This is a genomic window from Streptomyces sp. MUM 2J (genome assembly GCF_022414535.1).
GTDB lineage: Bacteria > Actinomycetota > Actinomycetes > Streptomycetales > Streptomycetaceae > Streptomyces.
On sequence record NZ_JADWYM010000011.1, the window covers coordinates 1 to 16,651 of the forward strand.

Here is a 16,651-nt window from a genome sequence, read left to right on the forward strand (position 1 = left end):
GGCGAAGGCCGCCCCGGCCCGTCCGGCGCAGCCCGCGCCGAAGCCGGCGGCGCAGCCCGCCACCGGGGCCCCCGCGGGCCCGGAGCTGGTGACCCTGCGCGGCCCGTCCGCCGCGGTCGCGAAGAACATGGACGCCTCGCTGGAGATGCCGACCGCCACCTCGGTCCGCGCCGTCCCGGTGAAGCTGCTGTTCGACAACCGCATCGTGATCAACAACCACCTCAAGCGCGCCCGCGGCGGGAAGATCTCCTTCACGCACATCATCGGGTACGCGATGGTGCAGGCGATCAAGGCGATGCCGTCGATGAACTGGTCGTACCAGCTCAAGGACGGCAAGCCGACCCTGGTCAAGCCGGACCACGTCAACCTGGGCCTCGCCATCGACCTGGTGAAGCCCAACGGCGACCGGCAGCTGGTCGTGGCCGCCATCAAGAAGGCCGAGACGCTGAACTTCTTCGAGTTCTGGCAGGCCTACGAGGACATCGTCCGTCGCGCCCGCGACAACAAGCTGACGATGAACGACTTCTCCGGCGTGACGGTCTCCCTGACCAACCCCGGCGGTCTCGGCACCGTCCACTCGGTCCCGCGTCTGATGCCCGGCCAGTCCGTGATCATGGGCGTCGGCTCCATGGACTACCCGGCGGAGTTCCAGGGCACCTCCCAGGACACCCTGAACCAGCTCGGCGTCTCCAAGGTCATGACGCTCACGTCGACCTACGACCACCGGGTGATCCAGGGCGCCGCCTCCGGCGAGTTCCTCCGCCAGGTCGCCAACCTGCTGCTCGGCCAGAACGGCTTCTACGACGACGTCTTCGAGGCGCTGCGCATCCCCTACGAGCCGGTCCGCTGGCTGAGGGACATCGACGCCTCGCACGACGACGACGTCACCAAGGCCGCGCGCGTCTTCGAGCTGATCCACTCCTACCGGGTCCGCGGCCACGTCATGGCCGACACCGACCCGCTGGAGTACAAGCAGCGCAAGCACCCCGACCTGGACATCGTCGAGCACGGCCTCACCCTGTGGGACCTGGAGCGCGACTTCGCCGTGGGCGGCTTCGCCGGCAAGTCGATGATGAAGCTGCGCGACATCCTCGGCGTGCTGCGCGACTCGTACTGCCGCACCACCGGCATCGAGTTCATGCACATCCAGGACCCCAAGCAGCGCAAGTGGATCCAGGACCGCGTGGAGCGCGCGCACTCCAAGATGGAGCGCGAGGAGCAGCTGCGGATCCTGCGCCGCCTGAACGCCGCGGAGGCCTTCGAGACCTTCCTCCAGACGAAGTACGTCGGCCAGAAGCGCTTCTCGCTGGAGGGCGGCGAGTCCGTCATCCCGCTGCTCGACGCGGTCATCGACTCCGCCGCCGAGTCCCGCCTGGACGAGGTCGTCATCGGCATGGCCCACCGGGGCCGCCTGAACGTCCTGGCGAACATCGTCGGCAAGTCGTACGCGCAGATCTTCCGCGAGTTCGAGGGCAACCTCGACCCGAAGTCGATGCACGGCTCCGGCGACGTGAAGTACCACCTGGGCGCCGAGGGCACCTTCACGGGCCTGGACGGCGAGCAGATCAAGGTCTCGCTGGTGGCCAACCCCTCGCACCTGGAGGCGGTCGACCCCGTCCTGGAGGGCGTGTCGAGGGCCAAGCAGGACATCATCAACAAGGGCGGTACGGACTTCACGGTCCTGCCGGTGGCGATCCACGGCGACGCGGCCTTCGCGGGCCAGGGCGTGGTGGCCGAGACCCTGAACATGTCCCAGCTGCGGGGCTACCGCACCGGCGGCACGGTCCACGTCGTCATCAACAACCAGGTCGGCTTCACCGCCGCCCCCGAGTCCTCGCGTTCGTCCATGTACGCGACGGACGTGGCGCGCATGATCGAGGCGCCGATCTTCCACGTGAACGGCGACGACCCGGAGGCCGTGGTCCGCGTCGCGCGTCTGGCCTTCGAGTTCCGCCAGGCGTTCAACAAGGATGTGGTGATCGACCTCATCTGCTACCGCCGCCGCGGTCACAACGAGTCGGACAACCCGGCCTTCACCCAGCCGCTGATGTACGACCTGATCGACAAGAAGCGCTCGGTGCGCAAGCTGTACACCGAGTCCCTGATCGGTCGTGGCGACATCACCCTGGAGGAGGCGGAGCAGGCTCTCCAGGACTACCAGGGCCAGCTGGAGAAGGTCTTCACCGAGGTCCGCGAGGCCACCTCGCAGCCGGCCCCCGGCGGCGGCCACGCACCTCAGGACGGCTTCCCGGTCTCGGTGCCGACCGCGATCTCCACGGAGGTCGTCAAGCGCATCGCCGAGTCGCAGGTCACCGTCCCCGACAGCATCACCGTCCACCCGCGCCTGCTGCCGCAGCTCCAGCGCCGGACCTCGATGGTCGAGGACGGCACGATCGACTGGGGCATGGGCGAGACCCTCGCCGTCGGCTCACTGCTGCTGGAGGGCGTCCCGGTCCGCCTGGCCGGCCAGGACTCCCAGCGCGGCACCTTCGGCCAGCGCCACGCGGTCATCATCGACCGCAGCACCGGCGAGGAGTACACGCCGCTGCAGTACCTCTCCGACGACCAGGCGCGGCTCAACGTCTACAACTCCCTGCTCTCCGAGTACGCGGCGATGGGCTTCGAGTACGGCTACTCGCTGGCCCGCCCCGACGCGCTCGTGATGTGGGAGGCCCAGTTCGGCGACTTCGTCAACGGCGCCCAGACGGTCGTCGACGAGTTCATCTCCTCGGCGGAGCAGAAGTGGGGCCAGACCTCCGGCGTCACCCTGCTGCTGCCGCACGGCTACGAGGGCCAGGGCCCGGACCACTCCTCGGCCCGCCCGGAGCGCTTCCTGCAGCTGTGCGCGCAGAACAACATGACGGTCGCCATGCCGACCTCGCCGTCGAACTACTTCCACCTCCTGCGGTGGCAGGTGCACAACCCGCACCACAAGCCGCTGGTCGTCTTCACCCCGAAGTCGATGCTGCGCCTGAAGGCGGCGGCCTCGAAGGCGGAGGAGTTCACGACGGGCGAGTTCCGCCCGGTCATCGGCGACGCCTCGGTCGACCCGGCCACCGTCCGCAAGGTCGTCTTCTGCGCGGGCAAGGTCTACTACGACCTGGCCGCCGAGCGTGACAAGCGCGGCGCGACGGACACCGCGATCATCCGCATCGAGCGCCTGTACCCGCTGCCGGGTGCCGAGCTCCAGGCGGAGATCAGCAAGTACCCGAACGCCGAGAAGTACCTGTGGGCCCAGGAGGAGCCGGCCAACCAGGGCGCCTGGCCGTTCATCGCCCTGAACCTGATCGACCACCTGGACCTGGCGGTCGGCGCGGACATTCCGGCCGGCGAGCGTCTGCGCCGCATCTCGCGTCCGCACTCCTCGTCCCCGGCCGTGGGTTCCGCGAAGCGGCACCAGGCCGAGCAGGAGCAGCTGGTGCGGGAGGTGTTCGAGGCGTAAGCCTGCGAACGGCACCGAACAGGCCGGACGCGGGCGCCCGATCAGGCGCCGAGCGGGCTTTGTGGAAGGGTCCGGTCCCCGGTGGGGCCGGACCCTTCCGCTGTCCGGCCACGGCCCCGGACGCCCACGGACCGCCGGCGTGTGCGACAGGCCCACCGCCGCGTGCCCTTCGCACCGCGGTGCGAAGGGCACGCGGCGGTGGGCACGGCTCCGGCCTCGACGCACGGCACACGCTCCACCGGCCCCCGCCCCCTGCTCCCGGCAGCACCCGGTCTGCCTCGACGCGGCCTCCACCGGCGGGAACCCGTCGGGGCGGCCACTCCGTAGGCTGTTTCCAGCACCCCGTACGAGCGCAGGAGAGCACCCGTGTACTTCACCGACCGAGGCATCGAAGAACTGGAGAAGCGGCGCGGCGAGGAAGAGATCACCTTCGAGTGGCTCGCCGAGCAGCTGCGCACGTTCGTCGACCTGAACCCGGACTTCGAGGTACCGGTGGAGCGGCTGGCGACGTGGCTGGCGCGCCTGGACGACGAGGACGAGGACTAGGCGCCACGGCGCCGGACGACCCCGGTGGGGCCGTCCGCGGTCCGCGCGATCGGTCACCAGACCGCCCGCGGCCCACACCGGGGCCCGCCCTCGGCCGGCGGCCCGTCCGCTGCCGTCAGGTCCGGTCCCGGGACACCTGAACCTGCCGGTCCGCGAGACGGTCCGCGTCGTACGCCAGGCTCAGCGCGCCGTGTCCCAGCAGCAGCGCCCCGGCCGTGACCCAGCCGCCGTCGCGGCGCCGCAGGCCCCACAGGATCAGCGGAAGGCCGACTGCGACCTGGGCGAGGGCCGACGCGCGGACGCCGGCCGCCCGGGGCCGGGAGGGCCGGGGGCCGAGCGGGCCCTCGTGGGCGGTGCCCGGAGCCGCACGCGCCGTCTCACGCAGGCCCCGGGGCTCGACGCGGCGGGCCCCGGGCCGGGCCCGGGCGACGTCGCGCAGGCGGTCGGCGGACTCGCCTGGATCGAGGCCGGGCGGCAGGCCCACCCCGGCGCGGGTGAGGATCGCGAGCAGGCCGCGCAGCCGGGCGCGCGCGTCGGTCCCGGGGGCGGGTACGGTCAGCCGTTCCAGACTCTGCACGTCCAGGACGGGGTCGAGGCCGAGACGGACCGCGAACGTGCGCAGGGCCTCGTCCTCGCCGGCCGGTGTGCCGTCGGCCAGCCAGATGTAGCCGACGGGGCGGCGGAACCCCGAGGCGAGGGCGAAGCCCGCCCGGTCTGCGTCCCACCACAGGGCGAGGGCGGGCCAGGGCGCTCCGACGGCGAGCGCGGCGGCCCAGCCGGTGACGACGCGGTCGACGGGCTCCCCTCCGTGCCGCCAGGGACGGCCCTCGGGGACGAGGACCGTCCAGTCGCCGCCTGCCGGGGCGAGGACCAGGTGCTCGCGCAGGAGCCGGGCGACGGGGGCGACGAAGTCGGGCCGCGCCCGGCAGAGCAGCAGGGCGCCCGCTGCGGCGGACGCGTGCGCGGGATCCGCCGGGAAGTCTTCCGTCGGCATGGTCACACGCTAGACCGGCCCGCCGTCACGGACCGCTGCTGATCGCCACATCGAGTGACGCGAACGGTCTTGACTTCCCCCGGCCGCGATATATCGTGAATGAGGGAAGACGCGATATGGCGTGTCGCATCGCCGCCGTCCGTGGAGGACAGCCGGCTGGTCGAGGAGGTCTGCACCATGTCCGAATGGTCCGTCGCGGAGCCGAAGAAGCTCACCTTCGACGAGCCCGTCCGCGAGCTGCACGTGCGCATCGTCGGTGGACAGGTGAACGTCGTGGGCACCGACGAGGACTCCGCCCGCCTGGAGGTTTCCGAGTTGGAGGGCCACCCCTTGCTGGTGACCCAGCGGGACGGCGTCCTGACCGTGACCTACGAGGATCTGCCCTGGAAGGGCTTCCTGAAGTGGCTCGACCGCAGAAACCGGCACCGTCTCGCGGTCGTGTCGCTGGCGGTCCCGGCGAGCACGCGCGTGGAGCTCGGCGTGGTGACCGCCACCGCGATGGTCTCCGGCATCGACGGGCACACGGAGGTGAAGGGCGTCTCCGGCGACACCACCCTGGTCGACATGGGCGGCCCGGTCCGCACCGACACCGTCTCGGGCAGCGTGGAGGCCCAGGCACTCGGCGGTGACCTGCGCTTCAACTCGGTCTCCGGCGACCTGACCGTGGTGGACGGCGCCGGTTCCTCGGTGAAGGCGGACTCGGTGAGCGGCGCGATGATCGTCGACCTGAACCCGACAGGCCGCCCCACCGACGTCACCCTGAGCAGTGTCTCCGGCGAGATCGCCATCCGGCTGCCCCACCCGGCGGACACGGAGGTGGAGGCGAACACCGCCAGCGGCTCGGTGTCCAGCGCCTTCGAGGACCTCCGGGTGGGCGGCCGGTGGGGCGCCAAGCGGATCACCGGCCGGCTCGGCGCGGGCAGCGGCCGGCTGAAGGCGACCACCGTCTCGGGGTCCATCGCCCTGCTGCGCCGGCCGCCGGCGGAGGACGAGCCCTGGGAGGCCGAGTCACTGGAAGGCGCCCCCGCAGCCGGTTCCCGCGCCGCCTCGGGGGACGCCTCCCCCGGCGAGGGAGAGTCCGCGCCGGCCGCCGACGGCACGACCGACAAGAAGGTGCTCTGAGATGCCCCCCGTCTTCGCCCATGGCCGCCTGCGCCTGTACCTGCTGAAGCTCCTGGACGAGGCGCCCCGTCACGGATACGAGGTGATCCGCCTCCTGGAGGAGCGGTTCCAGGGCCTGTACGCGCCGTCGGCGGGGACGGTCTACCCGCGCCTGGCCAAGCTGGAGACCGAGGGCCTGGTCACGCACACCACCGAGGGCGGCCGGAAGGTGTACTCGATCACGGACGCGGGACGTGCCGAGCTGGCCGACCGCAGCGGCGAACTGGCCGATCTGGAGCTGGAGATCCGGGAGTCGGTCGCCGAACTCGCCGCCGAGATCCGGGCGGACGTGCGCGGTGCGGCCGGCGACCTGCGGCGGGAGATGCGGGCGGCGGCCGGCGAGGCCCGCCGCCGCGGCTCCGGCGCGGCTCCCGTGGCACACGGAGAGAACGGGGAGAACGGCGAGTACGGGGAGAACGGGGACAAGGAGGCGTGGCGCGCCGCCAAGGAGGAGATGCGGCGCGTCAAGCAGGAGTGGAAGGAGCAGGCCCGGCGTGCGAAGGACGAGAGCCGTCGCGCCCGCGAGGAGGCCCAGCGGGCCCGCCGCCAGGCCAAGGAGGCACAGGATCGCGCAAGGGCCCAGGCGCAGGAGGAGCTACAGCGGATGGCACGGCTCGTCCAGGCCCAGGTCCAGGACCACTTCGGGCGGGGCGACTGGCCGAAGGGCGTGACCGAGGGGCTGACCGAACTGGCCAAGGAGTTCGGCGAGTTCGGCAAGAACTTCGGGAAGGACTTCGGCTTCGGCCGGCCCGGTCCCCAGCGGCCCACACCGACTCCGGGGCACCCCGGACTGCCGGAGTACTCGCAGACCCCGGAGGACTTCCCGGCCGAGTACGTGCCGTCCTGGGCCCACGAGTCCCCGAGCGGGGATCCGGTCCGCGACCTGGACCGGCTCCTCGACCGCTTCCGCGACGACATCCGCGACGCGGCCCGGGACCACGGCGTCACCGACGACCAGCTCCGTGACGTCCGCGGCCACCTGTCGACGGCCGCGGCGCACATCGGATCGATACTGCGCACCCCGCAGCACTGACCGCACCCTCGGCGGAGAGGGCCGGCCGCACCCTCCGGCGCTCAGCCGGCTTTCGCCTCTCCGCCGCCGTACAGCACCCGGCTCACCGACTCCCGGGTCACGCCGTGATCCGCGAGGACCTCGGCGGCGACACCGGGGACGACGGTGAGCGCCAGGAGCAGGTGCTCGTCCCCGATGCGCCGGTCGCGCCGGGCGAGCGCGATGCGCAGAGACTCCTCCAGGACCGCCTTGGCCTCGCGGCGGAAGGTGGGCCGGCGCCCCGGTCGCCGTCGGGGCTCCCCCGGATCGTCGGACAGGGCCCCGGCCCCGTGCTCCTGCTCCACCCGGGCCACGATCTCCGACACGTCGATCCCCAGACCGGCGAGCGCATCGGCCTCCGCCTGGGACAGCCCGGCCCGCCGCCGGGCCTCCGCCAGCGCCCTCCGCATCGACTCCCGGCGCCGGGCGGCGCCGAGCGCGGCCAGCGCGAAGGAGGCGCGGCTTTCCTCGCGGTCCAGCAGGGCGAGCAGCAGATGCCCGGTGTCCAGGGATCGATCGCCACGTCCCTCCGCGTGCTCCACGGCCCCGCTGACCACAGCGCGGGCGTCCTTCGTGAACCGTTCAAACATCAGCGCCTCCCGTACTTCTTGTGCACGGCCTGCCTGCTCACCCCGAGTTCGGCGGCGATCTCCTGCCACGACCAACCCTGATTGCGCGCGCTGCGCACCTGCACCGCCTCCAGCTGCTCCAGCAGCCTGCGCAAGGCGGCCACGGCGCGCAGTCCGACCCGCGGATCGTGGTCACCCGCACGCTCGGCGAGTTCCGTTGCCTCGGTCATGATGTCAATGTAGGTTGACAGATGATATCTGTCAACCCTGGTTGACAATCAGGGCGCGCGAAAGGCGGGCCCGGCTCCCGGACCCGCCTCATGGACTCCGGCGCGGGGCGGCGCTCAGTCCCGGGTGAGCACGATCTTCCCGAACAGCTCCCCCGACGCCATTCGCTCGAAGCCCTCGCGGGCCCGGTCCAACGGCAGCGTCTCGTCGATGACGGGACGCACATCGGCGGCGGCGCAGAACGCGAGGAGGTCCTCCAGCTCGTCCTTGGTGCCCATGGTCGAGCCGACGACCTTCAGCTCCAGGAAGAAGATCCGGGTCAGCTCCGCGTGCGAGGGCCGGTCACCGCTGGTGGCGCCGGAGATGACGAGCGTTCCGCCGGGCCGCAGCGACTTCACCGAGTGCGACCAGGTGGCCGCGCCCACGGTCTCGATCACGGCATCGACACGCTGCGGCAGCCGCGCACCCGGCTCCACGGCCTCCAGGGCCCCCAGCTCCAGCGCCCTCTTGCGCTTGGCCTCGTCACGGCTCGTGGCGAACATCCGCAGCCCGGCCGCCTTGCCGAGCACGATCGCGGCGGTGGCGACACCGCCGCCCGCCCCCTGGACGAGAACGGAGTCGCCGGGCCGCACCCCGGCGTTCGTGAACAGCATCCGATACGCCGTCAGCCAGGCCGTCGGCAGGCACGCCGCCTCGGCGAAGGACAGCTCCTTCGGCTTGGGCAGGACGTTCCAGGCCGGCACGGCGACCTGCTCGGCAAAGGTCCCCTGGTAGCGCTCGGTGAGAATGGACCGCGGCTCCCTCGGACCGACACCGTGACCGCTCTGCCCGATCACGGAGTGCAGGACGACCTCGTTGCCGTCCTCGTCGACGCCGGCGGCGTCGCAACCGAGGATCATCGGCAGGCGGTCCTCCGGGAGTCCCACGCCCCGTAGGGACCAGAGGTCGTGGTGGTTGAGCGAAGCGGCCCTGACGTCGACGGTACTCCAGCCGGGCCGGGCCACGGGAGCCGGGCGTTCCCCCAACTCCAGGCCGTTCAGCGGCTGGTCACGGTCGATTCGGGCGGCGTAGACGGCGAACATACAGCCGACGATAGGGCGGCGCCGCCGGGGAAGGAACCAGGGGCCGTTGTGACACATGCCCTCTTGCGCGCCGGCACCAGCGGCCCCGCGGGCCGGAGCGGTTCGCCGGATCCCGTTCCGACGCGCCCGGCGATCGCACGGCCGGGGACGCCTGGGGACGGGCACCCCGGGCGCAACGGCACCCGCACGACGCGGTTGCCCGGCCCCACCCGCACCGCCCCGGCCGCGGAACCGCACGGCAACCGCCCGCCACCGCCACCGCCACCGGAGTGTGCGGCGGCCGGACGGCCGGGGCAGCACAACGGACCGGCAGCCGGGCGGCCCGCCGGTGGGGCGGCGGCGCGGTGGGCCCTCACCCGACCGGCAGAGCGGGTGGGCGGAAAAACGGCCTCGCCCGGACGGGCGAGGCCGTTCGTCCCTTGCGGGGTGACGCGTCAGCGCCGGGCGACGCCCTCCGCCCGGGCCGCCGCCGCCACCGCCGCCGTGACGGCAGGGGCAACACGCTCGTCGAACGGCGAGGGGATGACGTAGTCGGCTGCCAGGTCGTCACCGACCACCGACGCCAGCGCCTCCGCCGCCGCGATCTTCATGCCCTCGGTGATGCGGGAGGCGCGGACCTGCAGCGCGCCGGCGAAGATGCCGGGGAAGGCCAGCACGTTGTTGATCTGGTTGGGGAAGTCCGACCGGCCCGTGGCCACGACCGACGCGTACTTGTGCGCGACGTCGGGGTGGACCTCGGGGTTCGGGTTGGCCATGGCGAAGACGAACGCGCCCTCGGCCATGGAGGCCACCGCCTCCTCCGCGACCGTGCCGCCGGAGACACCGATGAAGACGTCGGCGCCGGCCAGCGCGTCCTCCAGGGAACCGCTCAGCCCGGCCTTGTTGGTGAACCCGGCGACGTCCCGCTTGACCGCCGTCAGGTCTTCCCGGTCCGCCGAGACGACACCCTTGCGGTCGGCGACGGCCACGTCCCCGATACCCGCTTCGATCAGCATCTTCGCGATGGCCACACCGGCGGCGCCGGCCCCGGAGATGACCGCCCGCAGCTCCCCGATCTCCCGTCCGCTCAGCAGGGCGGCGTTCCGCAGTGCCGCCAGCGTCACGACGGCCGTGCCGTGCTGGTCGTCGTGGAAGACCGGGATGTCGAGCCGCTCCTGGAGCCGCCGCTCGATCTCGAAGCACCGCGGCGCCGAGATGTCCTCCAGGTTCACGCCGCCGAACGAGGGCGCCATCCGCACGACGGTCTCGACGATGTCGTCCACGTCGGTGCAGTCGAGGGCGATCGGCACGGCGTCGACGCCGCCGAACTGCTTGAAGAGGATCGCCTTCCCCTCCATCACGGGGAGGGAGGCCTCGGGCCCGATGTCGCCGAGCCCGAGCACGGCCGTTCCGTCCGTCACGACGGCGACGACCGAGGACTTCCAGGTGTAGTCGTGCACCAGCTCCGGCTGCTCCGCGATCGCGGTGCACACGCGCGCGACGCCGGGGGTGTACGCGAGGGACAGGTCGTCCTTGTCACGGATCGGCACGGTGGCCTGCACGGCCATCTTGCCACCGCGGTGCAGCGCGAACGCAGGATCGAAGGAGTCGAGGGGCTCCGCACCGCCCTCGTGCTCCGTACTGCTTCCGCTGCGAGGATTGACGATCTCCGCTGCCACTTTGTTTTTACCCCTTAAGTATTCACGGTTTGAGGGTTTGGACCGCCCCTGGTGAGAGGCGGGCGGGCACCGCATACGCCCCGATTTCGTGATGAGTACGGGCACATACGCGACGGGCGCGCCGCACACGCGCCCTGAGCCCCGGATGAGGGGTGTAAAGAACCTTCTTACCCGACGGGAGGGGCCGTCGACGAGTCCATAACGTGAAGGTCACACGTCAGTGCCATGACGTGACATCACTCATGGCCGAATATCCGGACAAGGTCTGGACAAAGCCACGACAGAGAGTCAAGCGGACACACGCCCCGCAGCGGAGGCGCCCAGATGCCGAGATGGACCGAAGATCTTTCGGCCAGATCGGCTAATCACCGCAGAAGATGCGGCCGTGTTGTCCTGGAGTGATGCGGTTCGGGGGTCTCCCGTTATCCGATTTTGACATAGTGGGCCACCTGAATGTCGGAGTCTGAATGGCAATATTCGTCATCACACGAGGTCGCGACACCCGAAGGTGTGTGTTCTCGTCGACCCATCGGCACTCCACCCATCCGCCGGAGGAACCACCATGACCGCAGGCACCACCCGTCGTACGACCGCCACCCGCTCCCGGCTGGCAGCGGTCGGCTCGATCGCGGTCGCAGGCGCACTGATTCTCACCGGCTGCGGTGACCAGACAGACAAGGGCAGCAGCAGCTCCGACACCGCCTCGTCGTCCGCGCCGCTCGCCGACAAGCTCCCCGCAGACATCCGCGCCGCCGGCGTGATCAAAGTGGGCTCCGACATCGCGTACCCGCCGGTCGAGTACATGGACAACGGCAAGGCCGTCGGCATCGACCCCGACCTCGCCGCGGCCCTGGGCAAGCAGCTGGGCGTGAAGTTCGACTTCCAGAACGGCAAGTTCGACCAGCTCATCGTCGGCCTGCAGTCCAAGCGGTTCAACGTCATCATGTCCGCCATGAGCGACACGAAGGACCGTGAGAACGGTGTCGACTCCGACACCGGCAAGAAGGTCGGTGACGGCATCGACTTCGTCGACTACTTCACCGCCGGCACCTCGATCCTGGTCCAGAAGGGCAACCCGAAGGGCATCAAGTCGCTCGACGACCTGTGCGGCCAGGTCGTGGCCCTGCAGAAGGGCACCACCTCCGAGGGCATCGCCCAGGAGCAGAGCAAGAAGTGCACGAAGGACGGCAAGGCGGCCATCAAGCTGCAGACCTTCGACACCGACCCCGAGGCGCTGCTCCGCCTGAAGCAGGGCGCGTCCGTCGCCGACCTGAACGACTTCCCGGTGGCCGCGTACAACGCGAAGACCTCGGGCGGCGGCAACGACTTCGAGGTCGTCGGCGACCAGATCGAGGCGGGCCCCTACGGCATCGGCGTCAGCAAGGAGAACACCCAGCTCCGTGACGCGCTCCAGGCAGCGGTGAACGCCGTCATCAAGAACGGCGAGTACCAGAAGATCCTGGAGAAGTGGAACGTGACCGACGGTGCCGTCACCGAGGCCAAGATCAACGGCGGTTCCTGACCCTGCCTGACGCAACACTGAAGGGCAGTCATTGTGACTGACACTGTCGACAAGGCTCCGGCGCCGGCGGTGCCGCCGGAGCAGATCAAGGCGATTCCCGTTCGCCACTACGGCCGCTGGGTGGCCGGCGCGGCGGTCGTGGCGATCCTGGTGCTGATCGGTACCGCCTTCGCCAACGCGAAGATCAACTACAGCATCATCCCGGACTACATCACCGACGGCACGATCGTGTCCGGCGCCTGGCACACGCTGTACATCTCCGTGCTGGCCATGGTGCTCGGTCTGGCCCTGGGCGTGATCCTGGCGGTCATGCGGATGTCGTCCAACCCGGTCACCAGCACGGTGTCCTGGCTGTACATCTGGTTCTTCCGCGGCACTCCGGTCCTGGTCCAGCTCCTGCTCTGGTACAACATCTCGCTCGTGTTCCCCGTCCTCAACCTGGGGTTCTACAAGGACGAGATGAACCAGGTCATGACGCCGTTCCTGGCAGCGCTGCTCGGCCTGGGCCTGAACGAGGCCGCGTACATGGCGGAGATCGTGCGGGCCGGCATCCAGTCGGTGGACCTCGGGCAGACCGAGGCGTCGCACGCGCTGGGCATGACGCAGGGCCAGACGCTCCGCCGGGTGATCCTGCCGCAGGCGATGCGCGTGATCGTGCCGCCGACGGGCAACGAGTTCATCAACATGCTCAAGACCTCGTCGCTCGCCTACGCGGTGCAGTTCAACGAGATCATCAAGCGGGCCCAGGACATCTCCAGTACGTCTCTCGCAGTCGTCGAGATGTACTTCGTGGCGTCGATCTGGTACCTGATGCTCACCAGCGTCTTCAGTGTCGGCCAGTACTACCTGGAACGCCGTTACGCCCGCGGTTCGACGCGCAGTCTGCCCCCGACGCCCCTGCAACGACTGAGGAAGCATCTGGCCCTCTTCGTTTCGTTCCGACGTCCGGAGGCGACCCGATGACCGATCTCGTCAAGGACATGGTCAAGTCGGCCGGCGATCACCCCATGGTCAAGGCCGAGGGCGTGCACAAGTCCTTCGGGCTGGCGCACATCCTCAAGGGCATCGACCTGGAGGTGAACGCCCGCGAGGTGTTCTGCCTGATCGGCCCGTCCGGCTCCGGGAAGTCCACCTTCCTGCGCTGCATCAACCACCTGGAGAAGATCAGCGCCGGCCGGCTGTACGTCGACGGCGACCTGGTCGGCTACCGGCAGAAGGGCGACAAGCTCTACGAGCTGAAGGAGAAGGAGGTGGCGGCGCAGAGACGGGACATCGGCATGGTGTTCCAGCGCTTCAACCTCTTCCCGCACATGACGGCTCTGGAGAACGTCATGGAGGCGCCGGTCCAGGTCAAGCACGAGTCGAAGGCGGTGGCCCGCGAGCGCGCCGAGCAACTGCTGGACCGGGTGGGGCTCGGGGACCGCAAGACCCACTACCCGGCCCAGCTCTCCGGCGGCCAGCAGCAGCGTGTCGCCATCGCCCGGGCACTGGCGATGGAGCCGAAGCTGATGCTCTTCGACGAGCCGACCTCGGCTCTCGACCCGGAGCTGGTCGGTGAGGTCCTCGACGTCATGCGAGATCTCGCCGAGTCCGGCATGACGATGATCGTCGTCACCCACGAGATGGGCTTCGCCCGCGAGGTCGGCGACAGCCTGGTCTTCATGGACGACGGCGTGGTGGTCGAGGCGGGGAACCCGCGCGACGTCCTGACCAACCCGCAGCACCAGCGGACCCAGTCGTTCCTGTCGAAGGTCCTCTGAACGGTCTCCCACGGCGGATCCGCCCCACCCGACCCGGTGGGGCGGATCCGTCGTCCGCGTTCTGCCCCAGGCCCCCGGGCCGGGCCGTTTCCGGCCTCCGCGTCCGGGTTCCGGCCGCTACTTCAGGGCGAGCAGCAGTGTGTCCGACGGTGCGGCCCACACCGGCCTGACCTCGCCGAAACCCTGCTGGCGCAGGACGCGCGCGTGCCAGGCCGCAGACGGCGTCTCGCCGTCGGCGTGCGCGCCGTAGATCATGAAACGGCGGGCGGTGGGCTCGGCGAGGGCGGGGTCGCAGGCGGCCGTCGACCACCACGCGGCCCAGTCCAGGGCACCGTCCTTCATCGCCCGGTCCATCCGGGTGCGGCGGTGCCTCTCCTCGGTCGCGTTGATCCGCGGAGTGGTGTCGTCGATCATGTGGTCGGCGTCGAGGAACACGCCGCCGTGGCGGACCAGCTCCGCGATCCGTCCGTACAGGGTCTCCAGCGGGCCCTTGCGCAGCCAGTGGAGTGCCGTGGCGGTGAGGACGGCGTCGTACGCGTCGTGCGGCAGCCGGGCCGGCCAGTCCGGGGCCGTCAGGTCGGCCTCGACCAGGGTGACACGGTCGTCGCCGGCGAAGGTGCCGCGGGCGATGGCGAGCAGCGCCGGGTCGAGGTCGACGCCGGTGCTGACGGCGTCCGGGAAGCGGTCGAGCAGCCGGGCGGTGATGCTGCCGGTGCCGCAGGCGAGGTCGAGGACGCGTGGCGCGGAACCGACGAAGGCTTCCACCATGTCGAGCATGATGCGGAAGCGGTCCTCGCGGTCGGGCATGTACCACTCCTGCTGGCGGTCCCAGCTGCGCTGCCAGCCCGGCCAGTCGGTGGCTGCGGCGGCGTGGGGACCGGTGCCGGTGGTGTCGGTGTCCGTCATCGAAGCCCTCCGTCATGGTGACACGTAATACCCTGTAAGCACGATCGGTTATTACCCGACCGCCCGTCCGACGATAGAACGCGCCCGTAAGGACTACAAGTGGAACTGGCCTATTACTCGGACTATGCCGTCCGGCTCGTGAACAGCGAGGAACCGGGCCGTGGCAAGGACTCCCTGACCTCGGTCGAGGCCGTTCGCGACCTGTTCGGCGTCAACCAGTCGGCGGCGCGGCGTGCCACCGACACCGACGTCACCCGGTTCCGCTCGGTACGGGCCCGGCTGCGCGCGGTGTTCCAGGCGGCCGACGAGGGGGACGAGACCCGCGCCGTCGACCTGCTCAACGCACTGCTGCTGGAGTTCCCGGTGAGCCCGCAGATCTCCGGGCACGACCACCGGGACGACGACGGCCGGCCCCTGTGGCACATGCACCTGGCCGACCACCCGTCCAACGCGACGGCCGGATACGCGGCCATCGCGGCGATGGGCCTGGCCTTCCACCTCACCGAGTACGGCGTCGACCGCCTCGGCCTGTGCGAGGCCGCCCCGTGCCGCAACGCCTACCTGGACACCTCCACCAACCGCTCCCGCCGCTACTGCTCCGACCGGTGCGCCACCCGCGCCAACGTGGCGGCCTACCGCGCCCGCAAGCGCCTGGAGGCCGACCGGTCGGCGAGAACGGGCCTGGCCGCCGACAGCGCCCAGCGCAGCACCGCCAGCGGGGAGCGCCGAGCGGGCCGCGGCGGCCGGTAGCGGAAGCGCACCCGGCCGAGCACCAGCTCCTCGGGCACGGCGCCGTAGTCGGTGCTGTCGCCCCCGGCGTAGCCGTTGTCCCCGAGCACCCACCAGCCGCTCTCGCGCAGTTCGACGGCCCGCTTGACGACCAGCAGGTCCTGCTGGAAGGGGTGCCGCAGGACGATCACGTCGCCGGGCCTGATCCGGGCCCCGTACTGCACCAGCAGCCGGTCCCCGTGATGCAGCGTGGGCACCATCGACGGGCCGGTCACCTCGGCCAGCCCGAAGGGCAGTACGGCCCTGCCCCGGTCGATCTCCTGCGACAGCTCCGGCATCCCCGGCACCTCCCCGGTCCGTTCCTCCACCAGTCTCAGTCTGACCCTGGACTTTTGCCCTAAGCCCAAGGGGGCACTCGCGAAAACCCGTCCCCCAGGGAGTAATGTCCCACCTGAGAAGACGATCACGAGGAAGGAACGCTCCATGCTTTCCCGCCTGTTTGCCCCCAAGGTCAAGGTCAGCGCGCACTGCGACCTGCCCTGCGGTGTGTACGACCCGGCCCAGGCCCGCATCGAGGCGGAGTCGGTGAAGGCCGTCCAGGAGAAGATGGCCGCCAACGACGACCCGCACTTCCAGGCCCGTGCGACGGTCATCAAGGAGCAGCGCGCCGAGCTGGCCAAGCACCACGTCTCCGTACTCTGGAGCGACTACTTCAAGGCCCCGCACTTCGAGAAGTACCCGCAGCTGCACCAGCTGGTCAACGACACCCTGAAGGCCCTGTCGGCCGCCAAGGGCTCCACGGACCCGAAGACGGGCGAGAAGGCGCTGGAGCTGATCGCCGAGATCGACAAGATCTTCTGGGAGACCAAGAAGGCCTGATCTTTGGCCGGGTCGCCTGACCTGCGGTTGCGCGGGTCGCGTCGCCTACCGGTCCGCACCCGGTCCGCAGGCCGCCGAGCACGGCGTCCATGACGGACCGGGTGCGGTCTTCCTCGCCCGGCCT

At 70.6% G+C, this 16,651-nt stretch carries 16 protein-coding genes; 9 read left to right on the forward strand and 7 right to left on the reverse strand.

Going from position 1 to position 16,651, the window contains the following annotated elements; all coding sequences use genetic code 11:
- Window positions 1-3,442, forward strand: a 3,442-nt coding sequence (locus tag I3F54_RS12405; protein ID WP_240118761.1) for a multifunctional oxoglutarate decarboxylase/oxoglutarate dehydrogenase thiamine pyrophosphate-binding subunit/dihydrolipoyllysine-residue succinyltransferase subunit, incomplete at its 5' end; no start/stop codon positions are given.
- 366 nt (window positions 3,443-3,808) lie between these two features.
- The gene (locus tag I3F54_RS12410; RefSeq protein ID WP_240118762.1) at window positions 3,809-3,988 is read left to right on the forward strand and encodes a DUF6104 family protein; all 180 of its coding nucleotides are present in this window, start codon (window positions 3,809-3,811) and stop codon (window positions 3,986-3,988) included.
- 115 nt (window positions 3,989-4,103) lie between these two features.
- Here I3F54_RS12410 and I3F54_RS12415 read toward each other — a convergent pair whose 3' ends face one another.
- Window positions 4,104-4,982, reverse strand: a complete 879-nt coding sequence (locus tag I3F54_RS12415; RefSeq protein WP_240118763.1) for a hypothetical protein — start codon at window positions 4,980-4,982, stop codon at window positions 4,104-4,106.
- A 177-nt stretch (window positions 4,983-5,159) separates the two neighbouring features.
- On the opposite strand from I3F54_RS12415, the gene I3F54_RS12420 reads away from it, so the two are divergent.
- Together I3F54_RS12420 and I3F54_RS12425 are read left to right on the forward strand one after the other, a co-directional pair.
- Window positions 5,160-6,104, forward strand: coding sequence for a DUF4097 family beta strand repeat-containing protein (locus I3F54_RS12420; protein WP_240118764.1), 945 nt, complete (start codon window positions 5,160-5,162; stop codon window positions 6,102-6,104).
- 1 nt (window position 6,105) lies between these two features.
- On the forward strand, window positions 6,106-7,176 hold the full coding sequence (locus I3F54_RS12425) for a PadR family transcriptional regulator (RefSeq protein WP_240118765.1): 1,071 nt from the start codon (window positions 6,106-6,108) through the stop codon (window positions 7,174-7,176).
- Between the two features lie 41 nt (window positions 7,177-7,217).
- On the opposite strand, the gene I3F54_RS12430 is transcribed toward I3F54_RS12425, so the two are convergent.
- The 4 genes from I3F54_RS12430 to I3F54_RS12445 form a co-directional block, all read right to left on the reverse strand.
- Window positions 7,218-7,784 (reverse strand): Clp protease N-terminal domain-containing protein, encoded by a 567-nt coding sequence (locus tag I3F54_RS12430; RefSeq protein ID WP_240118766.1) that lies wholly within the window; start codon window positions 7,782-7,784, stop codon window positions 7,218-7,220.
- Window positions 7,784-7,993, reverse strand: coding sequence for a helix-turn-helix domain-containing protein (locus I3F54_RS12435; RefSeq protein ID WP_240118767.1), 210 nt, complete (start codon window positions 7,991-7,993; stop codon window positions 7,784-7,786). The genes I3F54_RS12430 and I3F54_RS12435 overlap by 1 nt, the downstream gene beginning before the upstream one ends.
- A 114-nt stretch (window positions 7,994-8,107) precedes the next feature.
- A complete protein-coding gene (locus tag I3F54_RS12440; RefSeq protein WP_240118768.1) occupies window positions 8,108-9,073 on the reverse strand; it encodes a zinc-binding dehydrogenase in 966 nt (321 codons plus the stop codon).
- Between the two features lie 434 nt (window positions 9,074-9,507).
- Window positions 9,508-10,731, reverse strand: a complete 1,224-nt coding sequence (locus I3F54_RS12445) for an NADP-dependent malic enzyme (RefSeq protein WP_240118769.1) — start codon at window positions 10,729-10,731, stop codon at window positions 9,508-9,510.
- Between the two features lie 562 nt (window positions 10,732-11,293).
- On the opposite strand from I3F54_RS12445, the gene I3F54_RS12450 reads away from it, so the two are divergent.
- From I3F54_RS12450 to I3F54_RS12460, 3 genes are read left to right on the forward strand one after another with little or no spacing between them, the layout of a single operon-like run.
- Window positions 11,294-12,253 (forward strand): ABC transporter substrate-binding protein, encoded by a 960-nt coding sequence (locus I3F54_RS12450; protein WP_240118770.1) that lies wholly within the window; start codon window positions 11,294-11,296, stop codon window positions 12,251-12,253.
- A gap of 33 nt (window positions 12,254-12,286) precedes the next feature.
- Entirely contained in the window at window positions 12,287-13,216 is a 930-nt protein-coding gene (locus I3F54_RS12455; protein WP_240118771.1) for an amino acid ABC transporter permease, read from the forward strand.
- Entirely contained in the window at window positions 13,213-14,013 is an 801-nt protein-coding gene (locus I3F54_RS12460) for an amino acid ABC transporter ATP-binding protein (RefSeq protein WP_275676063.1), read from the forward strand. Before I3F54_RS12455 ends, I3F54_RS12460 begins: the two co-directional genes overlap by 4 nt.
- A 117-nt stretch (window positions 14,014-14,130) precedes the next feature.
- Here the strand turns inward: I3F54_RS12460 and I3F54_RS12465 are convergent, their stop codons facing one another.
- Entirely contained in the window at window positions 14,131-14,919 is a 789-nt protein-coding gene (locus I3F54_RS12465) for a trans-aconitate 2-methyltransferase (protein ID WP_240118772.1), read from the reverse strand.
- A 99-nt stretch (window positions 14,920-15,018) separates the two neighbouring features.
- Between I3F54_RS12465 and I3F54_RS12470 the strand changes: the two genes are divergently transcribed.
- Window positions 15,019-15,669: an ABATE domain-containing protein gene (locus I3F54_RS12470; RefSeq protein WP_240118773.1), complete on the forward strand. Its 651-nt coding sequence runs from the start codon at window positions 15,019-15,021 to the stop codon at window positions 15,667-15,669.
- Here the strand turns inward: I3F54_RS12470 and sodX are convergent.
- Window positions 15,552-15,986 carry a nickel-type superoxide dismutase maturation protease gene (gene sodX, locus I3F54_RS12475; RefSeq protein ID WP_240118881.1) on the reverse strand — a complete coding sequence of 145 codons (435 nt, stop codon included), beginning with the start codon at window positions 15,984-15,986 and terminating at the stop codon, window positions 15,552-15,554. The genes I3F54_RS12470 and sodX overlap by 118 nt on opposite strands.
- Window positions 15,987-16,131: 145 nt before the next feature.
- Between sodX and sodN the strand changes: the two genes are divergently transcribed.
- Window positions 16,132-16,527, forward strand: coding sequence for a superoxide dismutase, Ni (gene sodN / locus I3F54_RS12480; RefSeq protein WP_189942806.1), 396 nt, complete (start codon window positions 16,132-16,134; stop codon window positions 16,525-16,527).
- Window positions 16,528-16,651: the final 124 nt, after the last annotated feature.